At 64.2% G+C, this 15,522-nt stretch carries 16 protein-coding genes; 2 read left to right on the top strand and 14 right to left on the bottom strand.

Annotated elements, in window-relative coordinates; genetic code table 11:
* Positions 1-33: 33 nt before the first annotated feature.
* From V1286_RS21115 to V1286_RS21095, 5 genes are read right to left on the bottom strand one after another with little or no spacing between them, the layout of a single operon-like run.
* Positions 34-678 carry a pyroglutamyl-peptidase I gene (locus V1286_RS21115; RefSeq protein WP_334482258.1) on the bottom strand — a complete coding sequence of 215 codons (645 nt, stop codon included), beginning with the start codon at positions 676-678 and terminating at the stop codon, positions 34-36.
* A complete protein-coding gene (gene meaB / locus V1286_RS21110; RefSeq protein ID WP_334482256.1) occupies positions 675-1,667 on the bottom strand; it encodes a methylmalonyl Co-A mutase-associated GTPase MeaB in 993 nt (330 codons plus the stop codon). The genes V1286_RS21115 and meaB overlap by 4 nt, the downstream gene beginning before the upstream one ends.
* A gap of 53 nt (positions 1,668-1,720) precedes the next feature.
* Positions 1,721-3,232 carry a tripartite tricarboxylate transporter permease gene (locus tag V1286_RS21105; protein WP_334482254.1) on the bottom strand — a complete coding sequence of 504 codons (1,512 nt, stop codon included), beginning with the start codon at positions 3,230-3,232 and terminating at the stop codon, positions 1,721-1,723.
* Positions 3,233-3,235: 3 nt separating this feature from the next.
* Positions 3,236-3,721: a tripartite tricarboxylate transporter TctB family protein gene (locus V1286_RS21100; protein ID WP_334482252.1), complete on the bottom strand. Its 486-nt coding sequence runs from the start codon at positions 3,719-3,721 to the stop codon at positions 3,236-3,238.
* A 44-nt stretch (positions 3,722-3,765) separates the two neighbouring features.
* Entirely contained in the window at positions 3,766-4,761 is a 996-nt protein-coding gene (locus V1286_RS21095; RefSeq protein ID WP_334482250.1) for a tripartite tricarboxylate transporter substrate binding protein, read from the bottom strand.
* A gap of 219 nt (positions 4,762-4,980) precedes the next feature.
* Here V1286_RS21095 and V1286_RS21090 point away from each other — a divergent pair, with 219 nt between their 5' ends.
* On the top strand, positions 4,981-5,451 hold the full coding sequence (locus V1286_RS21090; protein ID WP_334482249.1) for an SRPBCC family protein: 471 nt from the start codon (positions 4,981-4,983) through the stop codon (positions 5,449-5,451).
* 11 nt (positions 5,452-5,462) lie between these two features.
* Here the strand turns inward: V1286_RS21090 and V1286_RS21085 are convergent, their stop codons facing one another.
* The 9 genes from V1286_RS21085 to V1286_RS21045 form a co-directional block, all read right to left on the bottom strand.
* Entirely contained in the window at positions 5,463-6,242 is a 780-nt protein-coding gene (locus V1286_RS21085) for a DUF3298 and DUF4163 domain-containing protein (RefSeq protein ID WP_417021270.1), read from the bottom strand.
* Positions 6,243-6,287: 45 nt separating this feature from the next.
* Complete coding sequence (gene scpA, locus V1286_RS21080) at positions 6,288-8,447, bottom strand: methylmalonyl-CoA mutase (RefSeq protein ID WP_334482248.1); 2,160 nt, start codon at positions 8,445-8,447, stop codon at positions 6,288-6,290.
* Positions 8,448-8,489: 42 nt separating this feature from the next.
* Positions 8,490-8,957, bottom strand: coding sequence for a GFA family protein (locus V1286_RS21075; RefSeq protein WP_334482247.1), 468 nt, complete (start codon positions 8,955-8,957; stop codon positions 8,490-8,492).
* The gene (locus tag V1286_RS21070; protein WP_334482246.1) at positions 8,954-10,822 is read right to left on the bottom strand and encodes a methylmalonyl-CoA mutase subunit beta; all 1,869 of its coding nucleotides are present in this window, start codon (positions 10,820-10,822) and stop codon (positions 8,954-8,956) included. Before V1286_RS21070 ends, V1286_RS21075 begins: the two co-directional genes overlap by 4 nt.
* A gap of 93 nt (positions 10,823-10,915) precedes the next feature.
* Entirely contained in the window at positions 10,916-11,407 is a 492-nt protein-coding gene (gene folK, locus V1286_RS21065; RefSeq protein WP_334482244.1) for a 2-amino-4-hydroxy-6-hydroxymethyldihydropteridine diphosphokinase, read from the bottom strand.
* 1 nt (position 11,408) lies between these two features.
* Complete coding sequence (gene folB / locus V1286_RS21060) at positions 11,409-11,780, bottom strand: dihydroneopterin aldolase (RefSeq protein WP_108513087.1); 372 nt, start codon at positions 11,778-11,780, stop codon at positions 11,409-11,411.
* Entirely contained in the window at positions 11,777-12,634 is an 858-nt protein-coding gene (gene folP, locus V1286_RS21055; protein ID WP_334482240.1) for a dihydropteroate synthase, read from the bottom strand. The genes folB and folP overlap by 4 nt, the downstream gene beginning before the upstream one ends.
* 75 nt (positions 12,635-12,709) lie before the next feature.
* Positions 12,710-13,117 (bottom strand): DUF4332 domain-containing protein, encoded by a 408-nt coding sequence (locus tag V1286_RS21050; protein ID WP_334482238.1) that lies wholly within the window; start codon positions 13,115-13,117, stop codon positions 12,710-12,712.
* A gap of 54 nt (positions 13,118-13,171) precedes the next feature.
* On the bottom strand, positions 13,172-13,537 hold the full coding sequence (locus V1286_RS21045) for a DUF2267 domain-containing protein (protein ID WP_334482237.1): 366 nt from the start codon (positions 13,535-13,537) through the stop codon (positions 13,172-13,174).
* Between the two features lie 337 nt (positions 13,538-13,874).
* On the opposite strand from V1286_RS21045, the gene V1286_RS21040 reads away from it, so the two are divergent.
* The gene (locus tag V1286_RS21040; RefSeq protein ID WP_334482235.1) at positions 13,875-15,506 is read left to right on the top strand and encodes a helicase HerA-like domain-containing protein; all 1,632 of its coding nucleotides are present in this window, start codon (positions 13,875-13,877) and stop codon (positions 15,504-15,506) included.
* Positions 15,507-15,522: the final 16 nt, after the last annotated feature.

Genomic DNA, 15,522 nt, shown 5'->3' with positions numbered 1-15,522 from the left:
GTGGGCACGCTGCGCTTTGCCCACTCTACGAAGCTACGCAGCCCTTCGCGCCAGCCTTACCATTTCCAGCAGCATCGCCTCTCCGGCGTCGACCAGCTCCTCCAGCGTGATGCGCGGAAAACCCTTGCGCCTGACGGCGCCGCCGCGCGCAAGCGGCGGGATGTGGACGAAGGCGGCGAGGCGGGGGCCGTTGCCGGCATTGACGGCCTCGATCGCGCGCCAGCTCAAATAGTTGCAGAGATAGCTGCCGGCATCGCGCGAGGCGCGGGCATCGAGGCCGGTACCCTCAGCGGCACGCAGCAGTTTGGCGGTGTGCGGGCCGAATCTTTGCGCATCGGCGCCATCTGATATCGATCCCTTACGGGCGCGGGTTTGCGCGGCGTCGGGCCACAGCATGGTGATGGCATTGCGGGCGCGGGTCTCGACCCGGAGATATCCGGTGCGGCCGGCGAGGCCGAACATCAATATTGCGTGCGGTTGGTGCTTCTTCAGCGCCAGCGGCAGTTCGCGGTCGACCGCCTGATACGTCACGGGAAAGACGTGGCTAGACAGTTCGACGTTGGTGAAGGCAGGACGTCGCAGCCGAGTCAGACGCGCCACCAGCGGCTGCGTTGGATTGTAGGGCGCACCGGGAAACGGGCCGAAGCCGGTGACGAGAATGCGAAGTTTTTCGCTCACCGCAGCCACTCCGCGATCTGTTCGGCGGCAACCGCCGGTGTGACGCGACCGTCGGCTACCTCGGCCTCGGTCTTCTTGACCTTGGCGCGGATCGCCGGATCGGCGCGCAGCCGGGCCATCATCCGTTGCTCCAGCATCGACCACATCCATTTCACCTGCTGCTCACGCCGCCGGCCCGCGAACTCGCCGGAGGCATTCATGGCGGTGCGGTGATCGAGAATCTTCTGCCACAACGCGTCCATGCCGGTGCCGGTCAGCGCCGAGTAAGTCAGGACCGGCGGATGCCAATGCTCCGAGCGGGGGCTCAGGATGTGTAGCGCGCCGCGATACTCGGCCGCCGCCAGATTGGCGCGCTTGACGTTGTCGCCGTCGGCCTTGTTGATCGCGATCATGTCGGCGAGTTCGACCAGGCCCTTCTTGATGCCCTGCAACTCATCGCCGGCGCCGGGCAGCATCAGGGCCAGGAAGAAATCGGTCATGTCGCAGACCGCGGTTTCGGACTGGCCGATGCCGACGGTCTCGACCAGCACGACGTCGAAGCCGGCGGCCTCGCAGAGCAGCATCGCCTCGCGGGTTTTGGCGGCGACCCCGCCGAGCGTGCCCGATGAAGGCGAGGGCCGGATGAAGGCGCTTTCGGAATTCGCCAGCCGCGCCATCCGCGTCTTGTCGCCAAGGATCGAGCCGCCGGTGCGGGCCGAGGAGGGGTCCACCGCCAGCACCGCGACCTTGTGGCCGCGCTCGATCAGGAACATGCCGAGCGCGTCGATGGTGGTGGATTTGCCGACGCCGGGCGAGCCGGTGATGCCGACACGGACCGCCTTGCCGGTGTCGGGCAGCAGCGCCTGCACCAGATCGCGGGCGGCAGCCTGATGATCGGAACGCCGGCTTTCGATCAGGGTGATCGCGCGCGCCAAGGCTGCGCGGTGGCCGGCGCGGAGTTCTTTGGCGAGTTTCCCGACATCGGGGGAAGGAATCTTCGGCAGGGTCATGGCTTGGTTTACAACGCCCGCGCGATGCAGGCGAGGGGGCCCTGCGCAGTCCTTCAGCGCGCCGACGTGGCAGGGACGGGTGCGCGCTTGAGCTTCCGCCACACCCAGACCAGTACCGGCCAGATCAGTGCGCTGATCGCCATGGCGGCGAGAATCGCGGCGATCGGCCGCTCGAAGAACGGAAACACGCTGCCGTCGGATTTGATCAGCGAGGTGACGAAACTCTGCTCGATCATGGTGCCCATCACGATGCCGAGCACCATCGCGGCAACCGGATAGCCGTTCTCCTCCATGACATAGCCGATGATCCCGAAGGTCGCGACGGTGACGACGCCGAACATGTTGTTGCCGATCGCGAACGAGCCGACCGCGCAGCACAGCATGATGACCGGCATCACGGTGGACCGTGGCGCGCGCAGCACATAGCTCGCCAGCCGGATCATAATGATCCCCAGCGGAATCATGATGATGTTGGCGATGATGAACATCAGGTAGATCGCATACATGCTCGACGCTTTTTCAGTGAACAGCGTCGGACCGGGGTTGAGGCCCTTCATGTAGAGCACGCCGATCGCAATCGCCGCGATGGTGTCGCCGGGAATGCCGAACAGCAGCGAGGGCACCCAGCCCGAGGCGATGCTGGCGTTGTTGCTGGCACCGGCCTCGACCAGGCCCTCGACATGACCGGTTCCGAACTTCTCCGGCTCCTTCGAGAAACGCTTGGATATGGCGTAGCTGACCCAGGCGGCCATGTCGGCGCCGGCGCCCGGCAGCACGCCGATGATGATGCCGACGATGTTCCCGCGCGTCATCTGCCAGTTGTACTTCTTGGTGAGCCTCCACTGGCCGGCCATGATGCTTCCGAACTTGCGCCGCGGGATCGGCGGCGGCTCGGGTGTGAGCATCGCGCGCATCACCTGCGCCACGGCGAATACACCCACCAGCGCCGGGATCGGTTCGATGCCGCCGAACAAATTGGTCATGCCGAAGGTGAAGCGCGGCACGCCGCCGGGGTTTTCGATGCCGATGCACGCGACCAGCAGGCCGATGAACATGCTGGCAATCGCCTTGACCGGAGAGGAGCGCGCGACCAGCGTGGCGCACATCAGGCCGAGGAACGCCAGCCAGAAATATTCGAAGGTCGAGAACGACAGCGCGATCTCGGCAAGCGGCGGTGCCAGGATCATCAGCGAGAGCGTGCCGGCGATGCCGCCGACGGCCGAGAACCAGACGCCAGCCCCGAGCGCAAGTTCGGCCTCGCCCTTGCGCGTCATGGCATAGGCTTCGTCCGCATAGGCTGCCGAGGCGGGGGTGCCCGGGATGCGAAGTAACGCGCCGGGGATGTCACCGGCGAATATCGCCATCGTGGACGCCGCCACGATCGTGGCGATCGCGGCGATCGGCGAAAGATAGAAGGTAACCGGGACCAGCAGCGCGGTCGCCATCGTGGCCGACAGGCCAGGCAGCGATCCGATCACGAGGCCATAGACCGATGCCGCCAGCATCGCGACGATGACTTCCCAGGTGGTGATGAGCGCGAAGGCTTGCGTCAGGGTATTGAGCATCGATCACCAGGGCATTGGCAAAACGCCGGGCGGCAGCGGCACGCGCAGCAATTTTGAGAAAATCAGGTGGATGCCGATCGGCGCCAGCACGGCGAGCGGCAGCGCAACCTTCCAGCGCGCTCCGAGCGCGGTTGCAGTCACGTACACGATCAGCGTCGCCGTAAGGATGAAGCCGAGCCGGTCGGCGATCGCCACGTAGAACAGCAACAGCGCCGGCGGAAGCAGGGCGCGCAGGCCGTAGAGCTTGCCCGTCGGTGGCGGCGGCTGGCCGCCCTCGACCGGAATGAGCTCTTCTTTCTCTTCGAAGTTGTGGCCGATCCCGAACGCGATGGCGAGCCCGCACAGCGCCAGACCCGAGCCGATCACCAGCGGGAAGACGTTAGGTCCGACCGGTTGACCAGGGACCGGCGGCAACTGCCATCCGCCATAGGCGGCAGCCGCGCCGAGACCAACGAGAAACAATCCCGTGACGCGATCGGGAAGACGCATGAACGAGCCCTATGGTTTCCGGTGAAGGGGGCCGCCGGAATGGATCAAGCCTTCGACAGTCCGGCGGCCTTCATCGCCACGCCCATCTGGGCGTCGCCCTTGTCCATGAAGGCGGCGAATTCGGACGCGTCACCCCACACCGTCCCGAAGCCGCGATTGCCCATGAAGTCCTTGAACTCCTTGGAGTCGTAAACCTTCTTCAGCGAGGCCGTCAGCTTGGTCGCGACATCGGCCGGCAGGCCTTTGGGACCGGCAATGCCGCGCCACGCACCGGTCGAATAGTCGATGCCTATGGCTTCCTTCAGCGTCGGCACATCGGGGAATGCAGGATTGCGCGCCGTAGCCATGACGGCAAGGCTGCGCGCCTTGCCGGCCTCGATGATCGCGCGGGCTTCCGGCACCGAGCAGGTGGTGAGGTCGAGGCCGCCTGCCGCGAGATCCTGCATCGCGGGCGCGGCGCCGTTCGACGGCACCCAGGCGACATGATTGGGCGCCAGTCCCATCGCCTGCATCCAGCCGACCAGCGCTAAGTGCCAGATGCCGCCCTGGCCGGTGCCGGAGGCTTTGAACTTGCCGGCCGGCGCGGCCTTGATGGCGTCGGCGAGCTCTTTCACGGTCTTGTAGGGCGATGCGGAACTGACCTGGATGCCGGGCGGATCCTCGTTCATCAGCGCCAGCGGCGTATAGCTCTTTGGTGCCAGTTCGGTGAGCCCCTGCCAGTGCATCATCGAGATTTCCACCGTCAGCATGCCGATGGTGTAGCCATCGGGCTGGGCGGTCGCGATCGCGGAATGGCCGACCACGCCGGAGCCGCCGGTGCGGTTGACGACGTTGAACGGCTGGCCGAGATCCTTCTCCAGTAGCGCCGCCACGATGCGCGCGGTCGCGTCGGTGCCGCCGCCGGCGCCCCACGGCACGATCACCGTCACCGGCCGTGCCGGATAAGCCTGCGCCAAAGCCGGCTTGAAGCCAAAACCCGCGACGGCCGCGGCAGCAGCGGATGAAGCCGCGAAGGCGCGGCGCGTGATCTTTTTGGACATCGGTGGTCCTCCCTGCGGCATCCGTGAGGCCGGACGCTCTTGTGATGAGACATTCTAGGCGGCTTTGCGTTGTGGTCGCAAGGCATTGGCTCGTGAGAAGGATCGTCGCCGGTGGGCATCTCGCCACATCTGGAAATCGGGTGGCGGCGACCGGGCTACCCGAAATAGGTATCCATATGCGGCTCAGTCATTGGGCCGCGATCGATTGCGGAGAGAACCATGACGACAGCCTATTACAGCACCGTGCTGAATCATCCCCTGGAAACCGTGTGGGACCTGATCCGCGACTTCAACAACTACCCGGCCTATATCGATGACGTCAGCGAAAGCATGATCGAGGACGACAAGGGCGGCGATGAAGTCGGCGCGATCAGGCGCTTCTGCTACCTTGGCAACTGGATCAGGCAGCGGCTCGCCGGCCATTCCGACGAAGCGCATTCGCTGACCTATGCGGGCATCGAGCCGCTGCCGTTTCCGGCCGAGGCGACGCCGGATGCGCCCGCGCCGACGCGCTATGAGGGAACGATGCACCTGCTGCCGGTCGTCGAGGGCAACCGGACCTTTATCGAATGGAAAGTGCAACTCGATACCGCGCCGCAGGATGCCGATCGCTGGCAGACGCTGTTCGAGTCATGGATTCCGGACTGGACGCATTCGCTCGAGAGAGCGCTGGGCCGTCAGGCTGCTTGATGGTGCGGCTGTTACTGTGGCCGCTCTTCGTCGTCCTTCGGTCGCGCGCCGCCGAAAATTTTGGCGCCTTCCGGCGTCAGATACGGCTTCAACGTCTCCCACGGGACGAAGGCGATATACTCGCCTTCGGCATAGGAGCCGACCGCGTAAGGTGCGTAGTGAAAGGTCAGGCCGGAGCTCTTGCCTTCCTCGGTCGATGGCGCCAGCGAGACCGGCCCGATCTTGAGAAGCTTTGGCTCGATGGCTTCGATGGCGCTGGTGTCCGTGCCTTCCACGCCGCGTTTCTTTTTCTCGGCCTCCAGCGATGCAATGACGCCTTGCCGCATCGCTTTCAGCGTCGGGCCGTTATCGGCTGTTTCGGTGAAGAACGGACGGATGCTGATGCGTTTGCCCGCTGACCTGTCCCACAGGATCGTGTCGGACGAGCTGTTGGGATGCGCGCCGCCCGTATATTCGTAGTCGCCCCTGACGATGCTGACATAGCGGCCGTCGACCACCGAGCGCGTCTCGTATTTCCGCTCAAACGACCACGCGTTGCGGAACAAATCGGGGTCCTGCTTGCGCTCCTTGTCGGCATCGGTGCGGTTTTTCTCTGTCCACTTCTTTCCCTCAGCCAGGCAGTTTGCCGCCAACGCCGGATCGGCCTTGATCTTCGCGTCAAGGATGACACTGGCCTCGACCCATTTGGTCTTGATGGAAAAGTCCGGCTTGGGCTCGGCGGCCAACACTGGGCCGAGCGCCGCAGCGAATGCGATCGTGCCCGCGAAAGCTAATGTCCGGGCGAATGCGATGTTGCGCAAGGGCGATCCTTTGAAAGTAGCTGCGCCCGGCGGAGGTTATTCCGCCGCCTCGCTGCTATGGCCGAGCCGGGCATTGAGCTTGTGGATCAGCTCCTCAGCCGCATCCGAGATCACGGTGCCGGGCGGGAAGATCGCTTCGGCGCCGGCCTTGTACAGCGCGTCATAATCCTGCGGCGGCACCACGCCGCCGATGATGATCATGATGTCCTCGCGGCCGTGCTTCTTCAGAGCGGCCTTGAGCTCCGGTACGGCGGTGAGGTGCGCGGCCGCCAGCGACGACACGCCGAGGATATGCACGTCGTTCTCGACTGCTTGGCGTGCCGCCTCGTCGGCGGTGGCGAACAGCGGTCCGATATCGACGTCGAAGCCGACGTCGGCAAAGGCCGATGCGATCACTTTCTGGCCGCGATCGTGACCATCCTGGCCGATCTTGGCGACGAGGATGCGGGGGCGGCGACCCTCGGCATTCTCGAACGCATCGATCAGCTCCTGCACTTTTTCGACCCGGTTGGACATGGCGGACGCCTCCCGCTTGTAGACGCCGGTGATGGATTTGATTTCGGCGCGGTGACGCCCGAACACCTTTTCCATCGCGTCCGAAATTTCGCCGACGGTGGCTTTTGCGCGCGCAGCATCGATCGCCAGCGCCAGCAAATTGCCGTTGCCTTCGCCGGCACTGCGCGTCAGCGCCGCCAGCGCCTGATCGACTTCCTTCTGGTCGCGCTCGGTGCGCAGCCGCTTCAGCTTGTCGATCTGCAGCCGCCGCACGGTGGAGTTCTCTACCTTGAGCACGTCGATCGCCGCTTCATTGACCGGCTTGTACTTGTTGACGCCGATCACGGCCTGCTTGCCGGCGTCGATCCGAGCCTGCGTCTTGGCGGAAGCTTCCTCGATGCGCAGTTTCGGCACGCCGGCCTCGATGGCCTTGGCCATGCCGCCGAGCGCCTCGACCTCCTGGATATGGCCCCAAGCTTTCGCCGCGAGGTCGCGGGTCAGCCGCTCGACGTAGTAGGAGCCGCCCCAGGGATCGATGATGCGGTTGGTGCCGCTCTCCTGCTGCAGAAACAATTGCGTGTTGCGCGCGATGCGGGCCGAAAAATCCGTCGGCAGCGCCAGCGCCTCGTCGAGCGCGTTGGTGTGCAGCGACTGGGTATGGCCTTGCGTCGCCGCCATCGCCTCGATGGTGGTGCGCATCACGTTGTTGAAGACGTCCTGCGCGGTCAGCGACCAGCCGGAGGTCTGGCAATGCGTGCGCAGCGACAGCGAGCGCGGATCCTTCGGATTGAACTGCGTCAGCAGCTTGGCCCACAAAAGCCGGGCGGCGCGCATCTTGGCGACTTCCATGAAGAAGTTCATGCCGATCGCCCAGAAGAACGACAGCCGCGGCGCAAAGCGGTCGACGTCGAGACCTGCGGCAAGCCCGGCGCGCAGATATTCAACACCGTCGGCCAGCGTATAGGCGAGTTCGAGATCCTGCGTAGCTCCAGCTTCCTGCATGTGATAGCCGGAGATCGAGATCGAATTGTACTTCGGCATTTTTTGCGAGGTGTACGCAAAAATGTCGGAGATGATCCGCATCGAAGGCGCCGGCGGATAGATGTAGGTGTTGCGCACCATGAACTCTTTCAGAATGTCGTTCTGAATGGTGCCCGAGAGTTTTTCCGGCGGAACGCCCTGTTCCTCGGCGGCCGCGACGAACAGCGCGAGGATCGGCAGCACCGCGCCGTTCATGGTCATCGATACGCTCATCTGGTCGAGCGGAATGCCGGCAAACAGCGTGCGCATGTCGTAGATGGAATCGATCGCAACCCCAGCCATGCCGACATCGCCGGACACGCGCGGATGATCTGAGTCATAGCCGCGATGGGTGGCGAGGTCGAAGGCGACCGAAAGGCCCTTTTGGCCAGCGGCAAGGTTACGGCGATAGAACGCGTTGGAATCTTCCGCCGTGGAGAAGCCCGCATATTGCCGGATGGTCCAGGGCTGGTTGACATACATGGTGGGGTAGGGGCCGCGCAGATAGGGCGCGAGCCCCGGCCACGTCTCCAGGAAGTCGATGCCTTCGAGGTCGGCCTCGCTGTAGCCGGGCTTGACCGGGATGCCCTCGGGCGTGAGCCACGGCTCGGCGCTGCCGGCAGGCTGCGCGGGAGCGGCGGATTCAAAGGCGATATCTGCGAAGTTCGGTATGCGGCTCATGTTACCCATTATAGCACATGTAGCTGGTGGAGAACGCCAACCCTAATCATGGTCCGGATGCTGGTGGCTGGTGATGGTCGCCATCTTCTCCGGGCCGTAATTCTGCTGTGTGGTCTGGCTCGGCAGGTTGGCGATGCCGACCACCCAGCCGAGCCGGGATTCGGTTCCATATTGCCGCGTCGGCACCACGCGGTCGGGGCGGTCGAACGCGCCGGTCATGATCTCGATCCGGGGGCCGCCGATCAGCCGATAGGTCAGGGGCGTGCCGCAGGCCGAGCAGAAATCGCGCTCGGCGATGGAAGAGGACTGAAACGTCGCCGGCTTGCCGCGGGTCCAGGTGAAATGTTCATGCTCGATGTCAGCGAGAGACGCAAAGGGCGCTCCGGACGCCTTCTGGCACATCCGGCAATGGCAGATGCTGATCTTGGTCGGTGCCTTCAACATCGCAAAGCGGATGGCGCCGCACTGGCAGCCGCCGGTCAGGACCGTCTTGTGGTTGTTTTCCGTCATGCTCGCTCCATCCGCCGCCAGGCTTCCTGCAGCATCGCCAGCGCATCGCCGCCGGCGAAGATGAAATCGCCGACGCCGGCCGGGCGTAGCGCGGCCTCCTGTTCGCCGGGCCGCCCTGCCAGATAGATATGCTCGGCGCCGGCCGCTTGAAGGGCCTTTGCCGCGGCCACCGCGTGTTCCGCATAGACCTTGTCGGACGAGCACAGGCAAACAATAACCGCGCCGGACGCCTTGAACGCGGCGGCCAGCGCCGCCGGGTCGGCAAAGCCTTGGGTGTCGATCGCCTCGATGCCGCCGGTCTCGAAGAAGCTCTTGGCGAAGGCGGCGCGCGCGGTGAAGTCGGCCGCCGTGCCGAGATTGGCCAGGAAGATTTTTGGCCGGGCACCATCGCGCTTTAGTCTGGTATCCGACTTATCGCGCAGCGCCTCGAACGGCGCGGCCAGCCGCATTGGCGGCAGGGGATCGAATTTGAATTTTGCTTCGCCATAGGACGGCAGCACGATCGGCTTCGCATCGAGCACGGCGACATCGGCCTCGTGCAGGTTCGGAAATTCGCTCGCGCCCGTCAGCACGTCCCGGCGTTTGGCGATGTTGGCCTCGCGCACAGCCCGGGTTGCGGCGACCTTGCGCTGGATGAGGCCTTGTTCGAGGCTTGCGAACATACCGCCGGCCTTTTCGATCTCCTGGAACAGCGACCACGCGGCTTCGCAGAGTTGCCTGGTCAGCGTTTCGATGCCGCCGGAGCCGGCTGCGGGATCGCTGACCTTGGCGAGGTTGGACTCTTCCAGCAGCACCAGTTGTGTGTTGCGCGCGGCACGCCTGGCGAACGGATCGGGCAATCCCAGAGCCAGCGTGTGCGGCAAAACGGTGATGGCATTAGCGCCGCCGAGGCCGGCGGAGAAGGTCGCCATCGTCGCGCGCAGCATGTTCACATAGGCATCGCGCTGCGTCAGCATGCGCCAAGCCGTATCGGCCGCAATGAACAGCGGTTTTGGCGTCAGGCCGCAGGCCTGTTCGAGCCGCGCCCACAACAGCCGCAGCGCCCGGAATTTCGCCAGCGTCAGGAACTGGTCGGCGTCGGCGGCTAGCCGCGCATACACCATGCCTTGCGCATCTTCGAGCGCAACGCCTGCCTGTTCGATCGCGCGCAGATAGGCTGTGCCGGCGGCCAGCACAAATGCCAATTCCTGGACTTCCGATCCGCCGGCATCATGGATCACGCGCCCATCGGCAGCTGCGAACGGGCCTTTGAAGCTCATCGCGGCGAGGCCTTTGATCGCGCCGGTGACCGCGGGCACGATCTCCTCCCAGTTGTAGGGACTGGAGCCCCACACCACGCAGGACCCGAGCGGGTCCAGTCCGAAGCGGATATCGCAGGCGGCGGGGTCGATACCTCTGCGCTTGATATATTCCGCCATGTGAATGGCCGCCATTCGCGACTGCGGGCCGATCTGAAGCTCGATGCCGATCCCGGCGTCGAGATAGATACCGTCGAGAACCTGCGCGACCGCCTCCGCCGAAGGATCGAGCCCGAAACCATGGGCGCCATTGGCGCCGGCGAATACGAGGGTCAGTCCCGTCGCGCCGTTCTCCAGATCGTGCAGCGCCTGCGCGTTGGCCGCTTTCGCGTCGGGATGATCGATCCGCTGCATGATCTGCCAGGGCGCAGCCGCAGCACGGCCGGCGACCGGCGTGGCCCCTTGGGCGCGGCGGTAAATCGGATCGATTTTCAACCCATCGGACGTCTTGCTGACCAGTTTCTCGAACGGCGCGCCCTTCAGCACCCCGTCGACCAGCTTGCGCCAGCCCTCGTAGGTTGCCTGCGGAAACTCCGCGGCCAATGTCAGCTCGTCAGTCTTGGTCATCCGGGCTATTTATTCCCTGGTCGTCTCTTGATTTGGCCGGAAATTGCCACGGGGCGGCCGCCAAGCCAAACGGTTGTTTTGGGTCCTTACCGGTCAATCCAGGTCGGGTAGCCGCTGGATCCCCTCGGTCGAAAGCAGCGCCAGCGCATCGGCGACGCGACGTCCCGCAATGATACGGTCGGGCGCGATCTCGGCCAGCGGCACCAGCACGAAGGCGCGCTCGAAAGCCCGCGGATGCGGCAGCGTCAGTTCCGGCTTGTCGAGCCTGACGTCATCATAGGCGATCAAATCGAGGTCGAGGGTGCGCGGACCCCAGCGTGTCTCATGGGCACGGTCGCGGCCGAATTTTTTCTCGATCTTGTGCAGCGTGAACAGCAGCGCATGCGGATCGAGGCTGGTTTCGATCTCGATACAGGCGTTGGTGAACGGCGCCTGCTGTCCCTCGCCCCAGGGCGGGGTGGTGTAGTCGGAGGAACGCGCGAGCAGGGCGGCCTGCGTCATGCCGCAAATATTGGAGATGGCTTTCTTGAATGTGGCGCGGACGTCGCCGACATTGCCGCCGAGCGCGATCAGCACGTCCGCCATGTCAGGGCGATTGCCGCTTGCGCGTCAGCACGACGCCGACATCCTCGAAGATCGCGGCGATTGGTGCATGCGGCTTGTGGACGGTGACCTTGACCGCGTCGACGCGCGCAAACGCCGCGAATATCGCGTCTGCAACGGCGCCGGCGGCGCGCTCCAGGAGCTTGTAATTGGTGTTCTTGAACGCTGCCGTCGCGGTCGAAACCACACTGGCGTAGGACACGGTGTCGGACAGGTGATCGGTGTGCGAGGCTTCCGACAGGTTGACGGAGAGTTCGAGGTCGATGACGAAACGCTGCCCGACTTCGGTCTCGTGCTCCATCACGCCGTGGCGGGCATGGATGACGACACCGGTGATGAAGATAGTATCGCTCATCCCTGTTCCCTGATTGCGGCGGTGACGCGCAGCGCCTGTACGGTCTCGGCGACGTCATGCGCCCGGATGATCCGCGCCCCGTTCTGGGCCGCCAGCAGATGTGCGGCAATCGAGCCGCCGAGGCGCTGATGCGGCTCCGACGGCGTCACCGTGCTGATGAAACGCTTGCGCGAGGCGCCGATCAACAGTGGAAGTCCGAACGACTGCAACTCGCCGAGCCGCGCCAGCGCGGTCATGCTCTGCTCGGGCGTCTTGCCGAAGCCGATGCCGGGATCGAGCACGATCTTGTCAGGCGAAATTCCCGCTTTCGCCGCGATATCGAGCGATCGCGCGAAGAAATCGGCGATGTCCTGCATGATGTCGATGGCGGGATCGGCGCTATCGCGGTTATGCATGATGATGACGGGCGCGCCGCGCTCGGCGACGAGGCCAGCCATGCCGGAATCGCGCTGCAGGCCCCAGATGTCGTTGGCGATGGCGGCGCCCTGATGGAGCGCCCAGGCGACGACGGCCGATTTCATGCTGTCGATCGACACGGGAATGCCGAGCGCGACGACGTCAGGCAGCACCGGCTGCAGGCGCTTCAATTCCTCATCCGCCGAGATCGGTTCCGACCCGTAGGGCCGGGTGGATTCCGCGCCGATGTCGATGATGTCGGCGCCCTCGGCGATCATCCGCCGGGCCTGGGCCAGCGCGGGCTCAGGGGCGGCGAATTGCCCGCCGTCCGAGAATGAATCGGGCGTTACATTCAGCACGCCCATCACCGCCGGATAGGGCCTGGACTTTAGCGCAGGCAGCACCGGATGACCGGCCGGACCGGTCGCCGCGGTGGGTCTGGGCTTGGCTGCGATCATGCGGTGGCTTTGCGCGGTCCGCGCCGGGGAGTCAAGGCGTGACAGCCAGGCCCCGCGGGCTGGCCTGACCGGCCTTTAGTAGCTGATCATCGGCGGAAGCTTGCGCGCCTGCTCGATCAGTTGTTCGACCGATCTTTCGGAGGGCAGAACCCGGACCAGTTTGCGCTTGGTATTCACGTCTTTCATATTCTGGGCGAGCCGCGCCGGATTGCGGAGCGCGAGTTCGCGCACGGTGGTGACACCGGCCGCGCGCACCAGGCCTACCTTGGCCTTGCCCATGCCGGGAATTCGCATGTAGTCGGAAAAATTCGCCCATTCGAGCAGTTGCTGTTCGCTGATGCCGGTCTTCGCTGCGAGCGCCTTACGCCCCTTGACCGTGCGGGCGGCTTCCAGCAGCGCTTCCGTGGTGCGAATGCCCTGCGATTTCAGCTTCGAGGCAGAGTAGGCGGTCAAGCCTTCGATCTCGGAGAGGGGATATGTCATGATACTCGATGAAAAAAATATGCTCAGGCCGAATGTGCTCAGAAGAGATGCGCTTTACGCGAACTGGCTGAGGCCCGGCGTCCCTGAAATGATTTCGCCCATTTGATCCGCTCCGATTTTGTCGCGGCCGAACCTGAAAAGTTCACGCGCCACGTTTTGAATCTCGCTCATGCCCAGACCAAGCGCCATCAGTCGGGTGCCCACCGCCATCAAGCCTCCGCCCATCAGCCGCGAGAATCCGCCATTGCTGCTGGAAGCCGCAATCGCAGCCTCGGCACCCGGAATTTGGTCGATCAGGGCCTGAACCTTGTCGGAGGGTCCCTCGTTACGGAGAAAACCGAGAACGATGCCGATGGTTTTTTCAGCGACAGCGCTATCGATGCCGGCCTTGGAGGCCAGCCGTCCAATCAATTCGTCCATATTGTGCCCCGTCCCCAACCGGTTTCACCGGGTCGTCTGCTTGTAAATTGATCTTGAGCGCCTGCGATCTGAAATACAAGCGATCCCCGCACATCAAGGCGATGTGGTTCTCGATTCGCGTGGCAAGTGTTGCAGCAATGCAAGAGTGAGTGCCAGATTCATACAGAGTTATTGCGCTGCGCCCTCGTTTTTTCTGCCGAAGGTCGGAAAAAAGTATGAAAGGAACGGTCCTTGGTGCGCTGCGACGGTGTGCTGACGGTTTCAATCAGCGGACAGGATGCGATATGATGGAGTGACTTGACACCTAGAGTCCCCCGATGCGCGATGAGGCGATGTGATGGCGACCTCCGATAACAAGACCGCCGATACCGACGAGAAGATTTTTATCGGGAAGGGCGAACAAACGGCCTGGCTGACGCTAGCGCTTGCCAATCGGCATGGCCTTGTCACCGGAGCGACCGGGACCGGCAAGACCGTGTCGCTGCAGGTGATGGCGGAGGGCTTTGCCCGCGCCGGTGTTCCCGTGTTCGCGGCCGATATCAAGGGTGACCTGTCCGGTATCTCCGAAGTCGGCGAGGCCAAGGACTTCATCCTCAAGCGCGCCGGAGAGATGGGCCTCAAGTTCGAGCCCGATCAGTTCTCGACGGTGTTTTGGGACGTGTTCGGCGAGCAGGGCCATCCGGTTCGCGCCACGGTCACGGAGATGGGGCCGTTATTGCTGTCGCGGATGCTCGATCTGAACGACGTGCAGGAGGGCGTCCTCAATGTCGCATTCCGTGTGGCGGATGAAAACGGCCTGACGCTGATCGACATGAAGGATCTGCGCTCGCTGTTGGATGCGATCGTTCCCGATGGCCGCAAGAAGGGCCCGGATGCCGAGGAAGATCCGTTTGCCGAGATCCGAAAGGTCGCGCAGGGCTATGGCAATGTCAGCAAGGCAACCGTCGGGACCATCCAGCGCCAGCTTCTGGTGCTGGAAAACCAGGGCGGAACGAAATTCTTCGGCGAGCCGGCGCTGGCGCTGAAGGATTTCATGAAGACCGACAGCGATGGTCGCGGGATGGTCAACATTCTGGTTGCCGACAAGCTTATGGAGAGCCCCAGGCTCTACGCCACCTTCCTGTTGTGGTTGCTGTCGGAACTGTTTGAGGAACTGCCGGAAGCCGGCGACTTGCCGAAGCCGAAACTGGTGTTCTTCTTCGACGAGGCGCATCTGTTGTTCAACGACGCGCCGAAGGCGCTGATGGACAAGATCGAGCAGGTGGTCCGCCTGATCCGCTCCAAGGGCGTCGGCGTCTACTTCGTCACACAGAATCCGATCGACGTGCCGGACAAGGTGCTGGCCCAATTGGGCGGTCGCGTGCAGCACGCGCTGCGTGCCTTCACGCCGCGTGACCAGAAGGCGGTGAATGCGGCGGCGCAGACCTTTCGGCCCAACCCCAAGCTCGACACTGCCCGCGTCATCATGGAACTCGGCAAGGGTGAAGCGCTGGTGTCGTTCCTCGAAGGCGGCGGCACGCCGACCATGGTCGAGCGCGTCATGATCCGGCCGCCGACGGCGCGGATCGGGCCGATCACGCCGGAAGAGCGCAAGGCGATCATGAACAAGAGCCCGGTCAAGGGCAAATACGACACCCCGGTCGATGCCGAATCCGCCTATGAGATGCTGCAGAAGCGCGTTGCCGGAACCGCGGCGCCTGCGGATGGAGCAGATGGCGGTGCGGGCGCCGGCGGTGGCGGGATCCTCGGCCAGATCGGTTCGATCGTTGGCACGATCTTCGGCACCAACGTCAAGCGCGGCAGGCTGTCGACCGGCCAGGTGATTGCGCGAGACGTTACGCGATCCGTCACCAACAAGGTGGTCGGCGGCATCGTCGCCGATCTCGGCAAGTCGGTCGGCGGATCGCTTGGCGGTTCGGTCGGGCGCGCGCTGGTGCGCGGCGCGCTCGGCGGCTTGCTGCGGCGGTAAGAGTTTTTCGAGCGAA

This window comes from Bradyrhizobium algeriense, assembly GCF_036924595.1.
Lineage (GTDB): Bacteria > Pseudomonadota > Alphaproteobacteria > Rhizobiales > Xanthobacteraceae > Bradyrhizobium > Bradyrhizobium algeriense.
The sequence above is the reverse complement of the archived record's forward strand: the minus strand, read 5'-3'. Positions and strand labels throughout refer to the sequence as shown.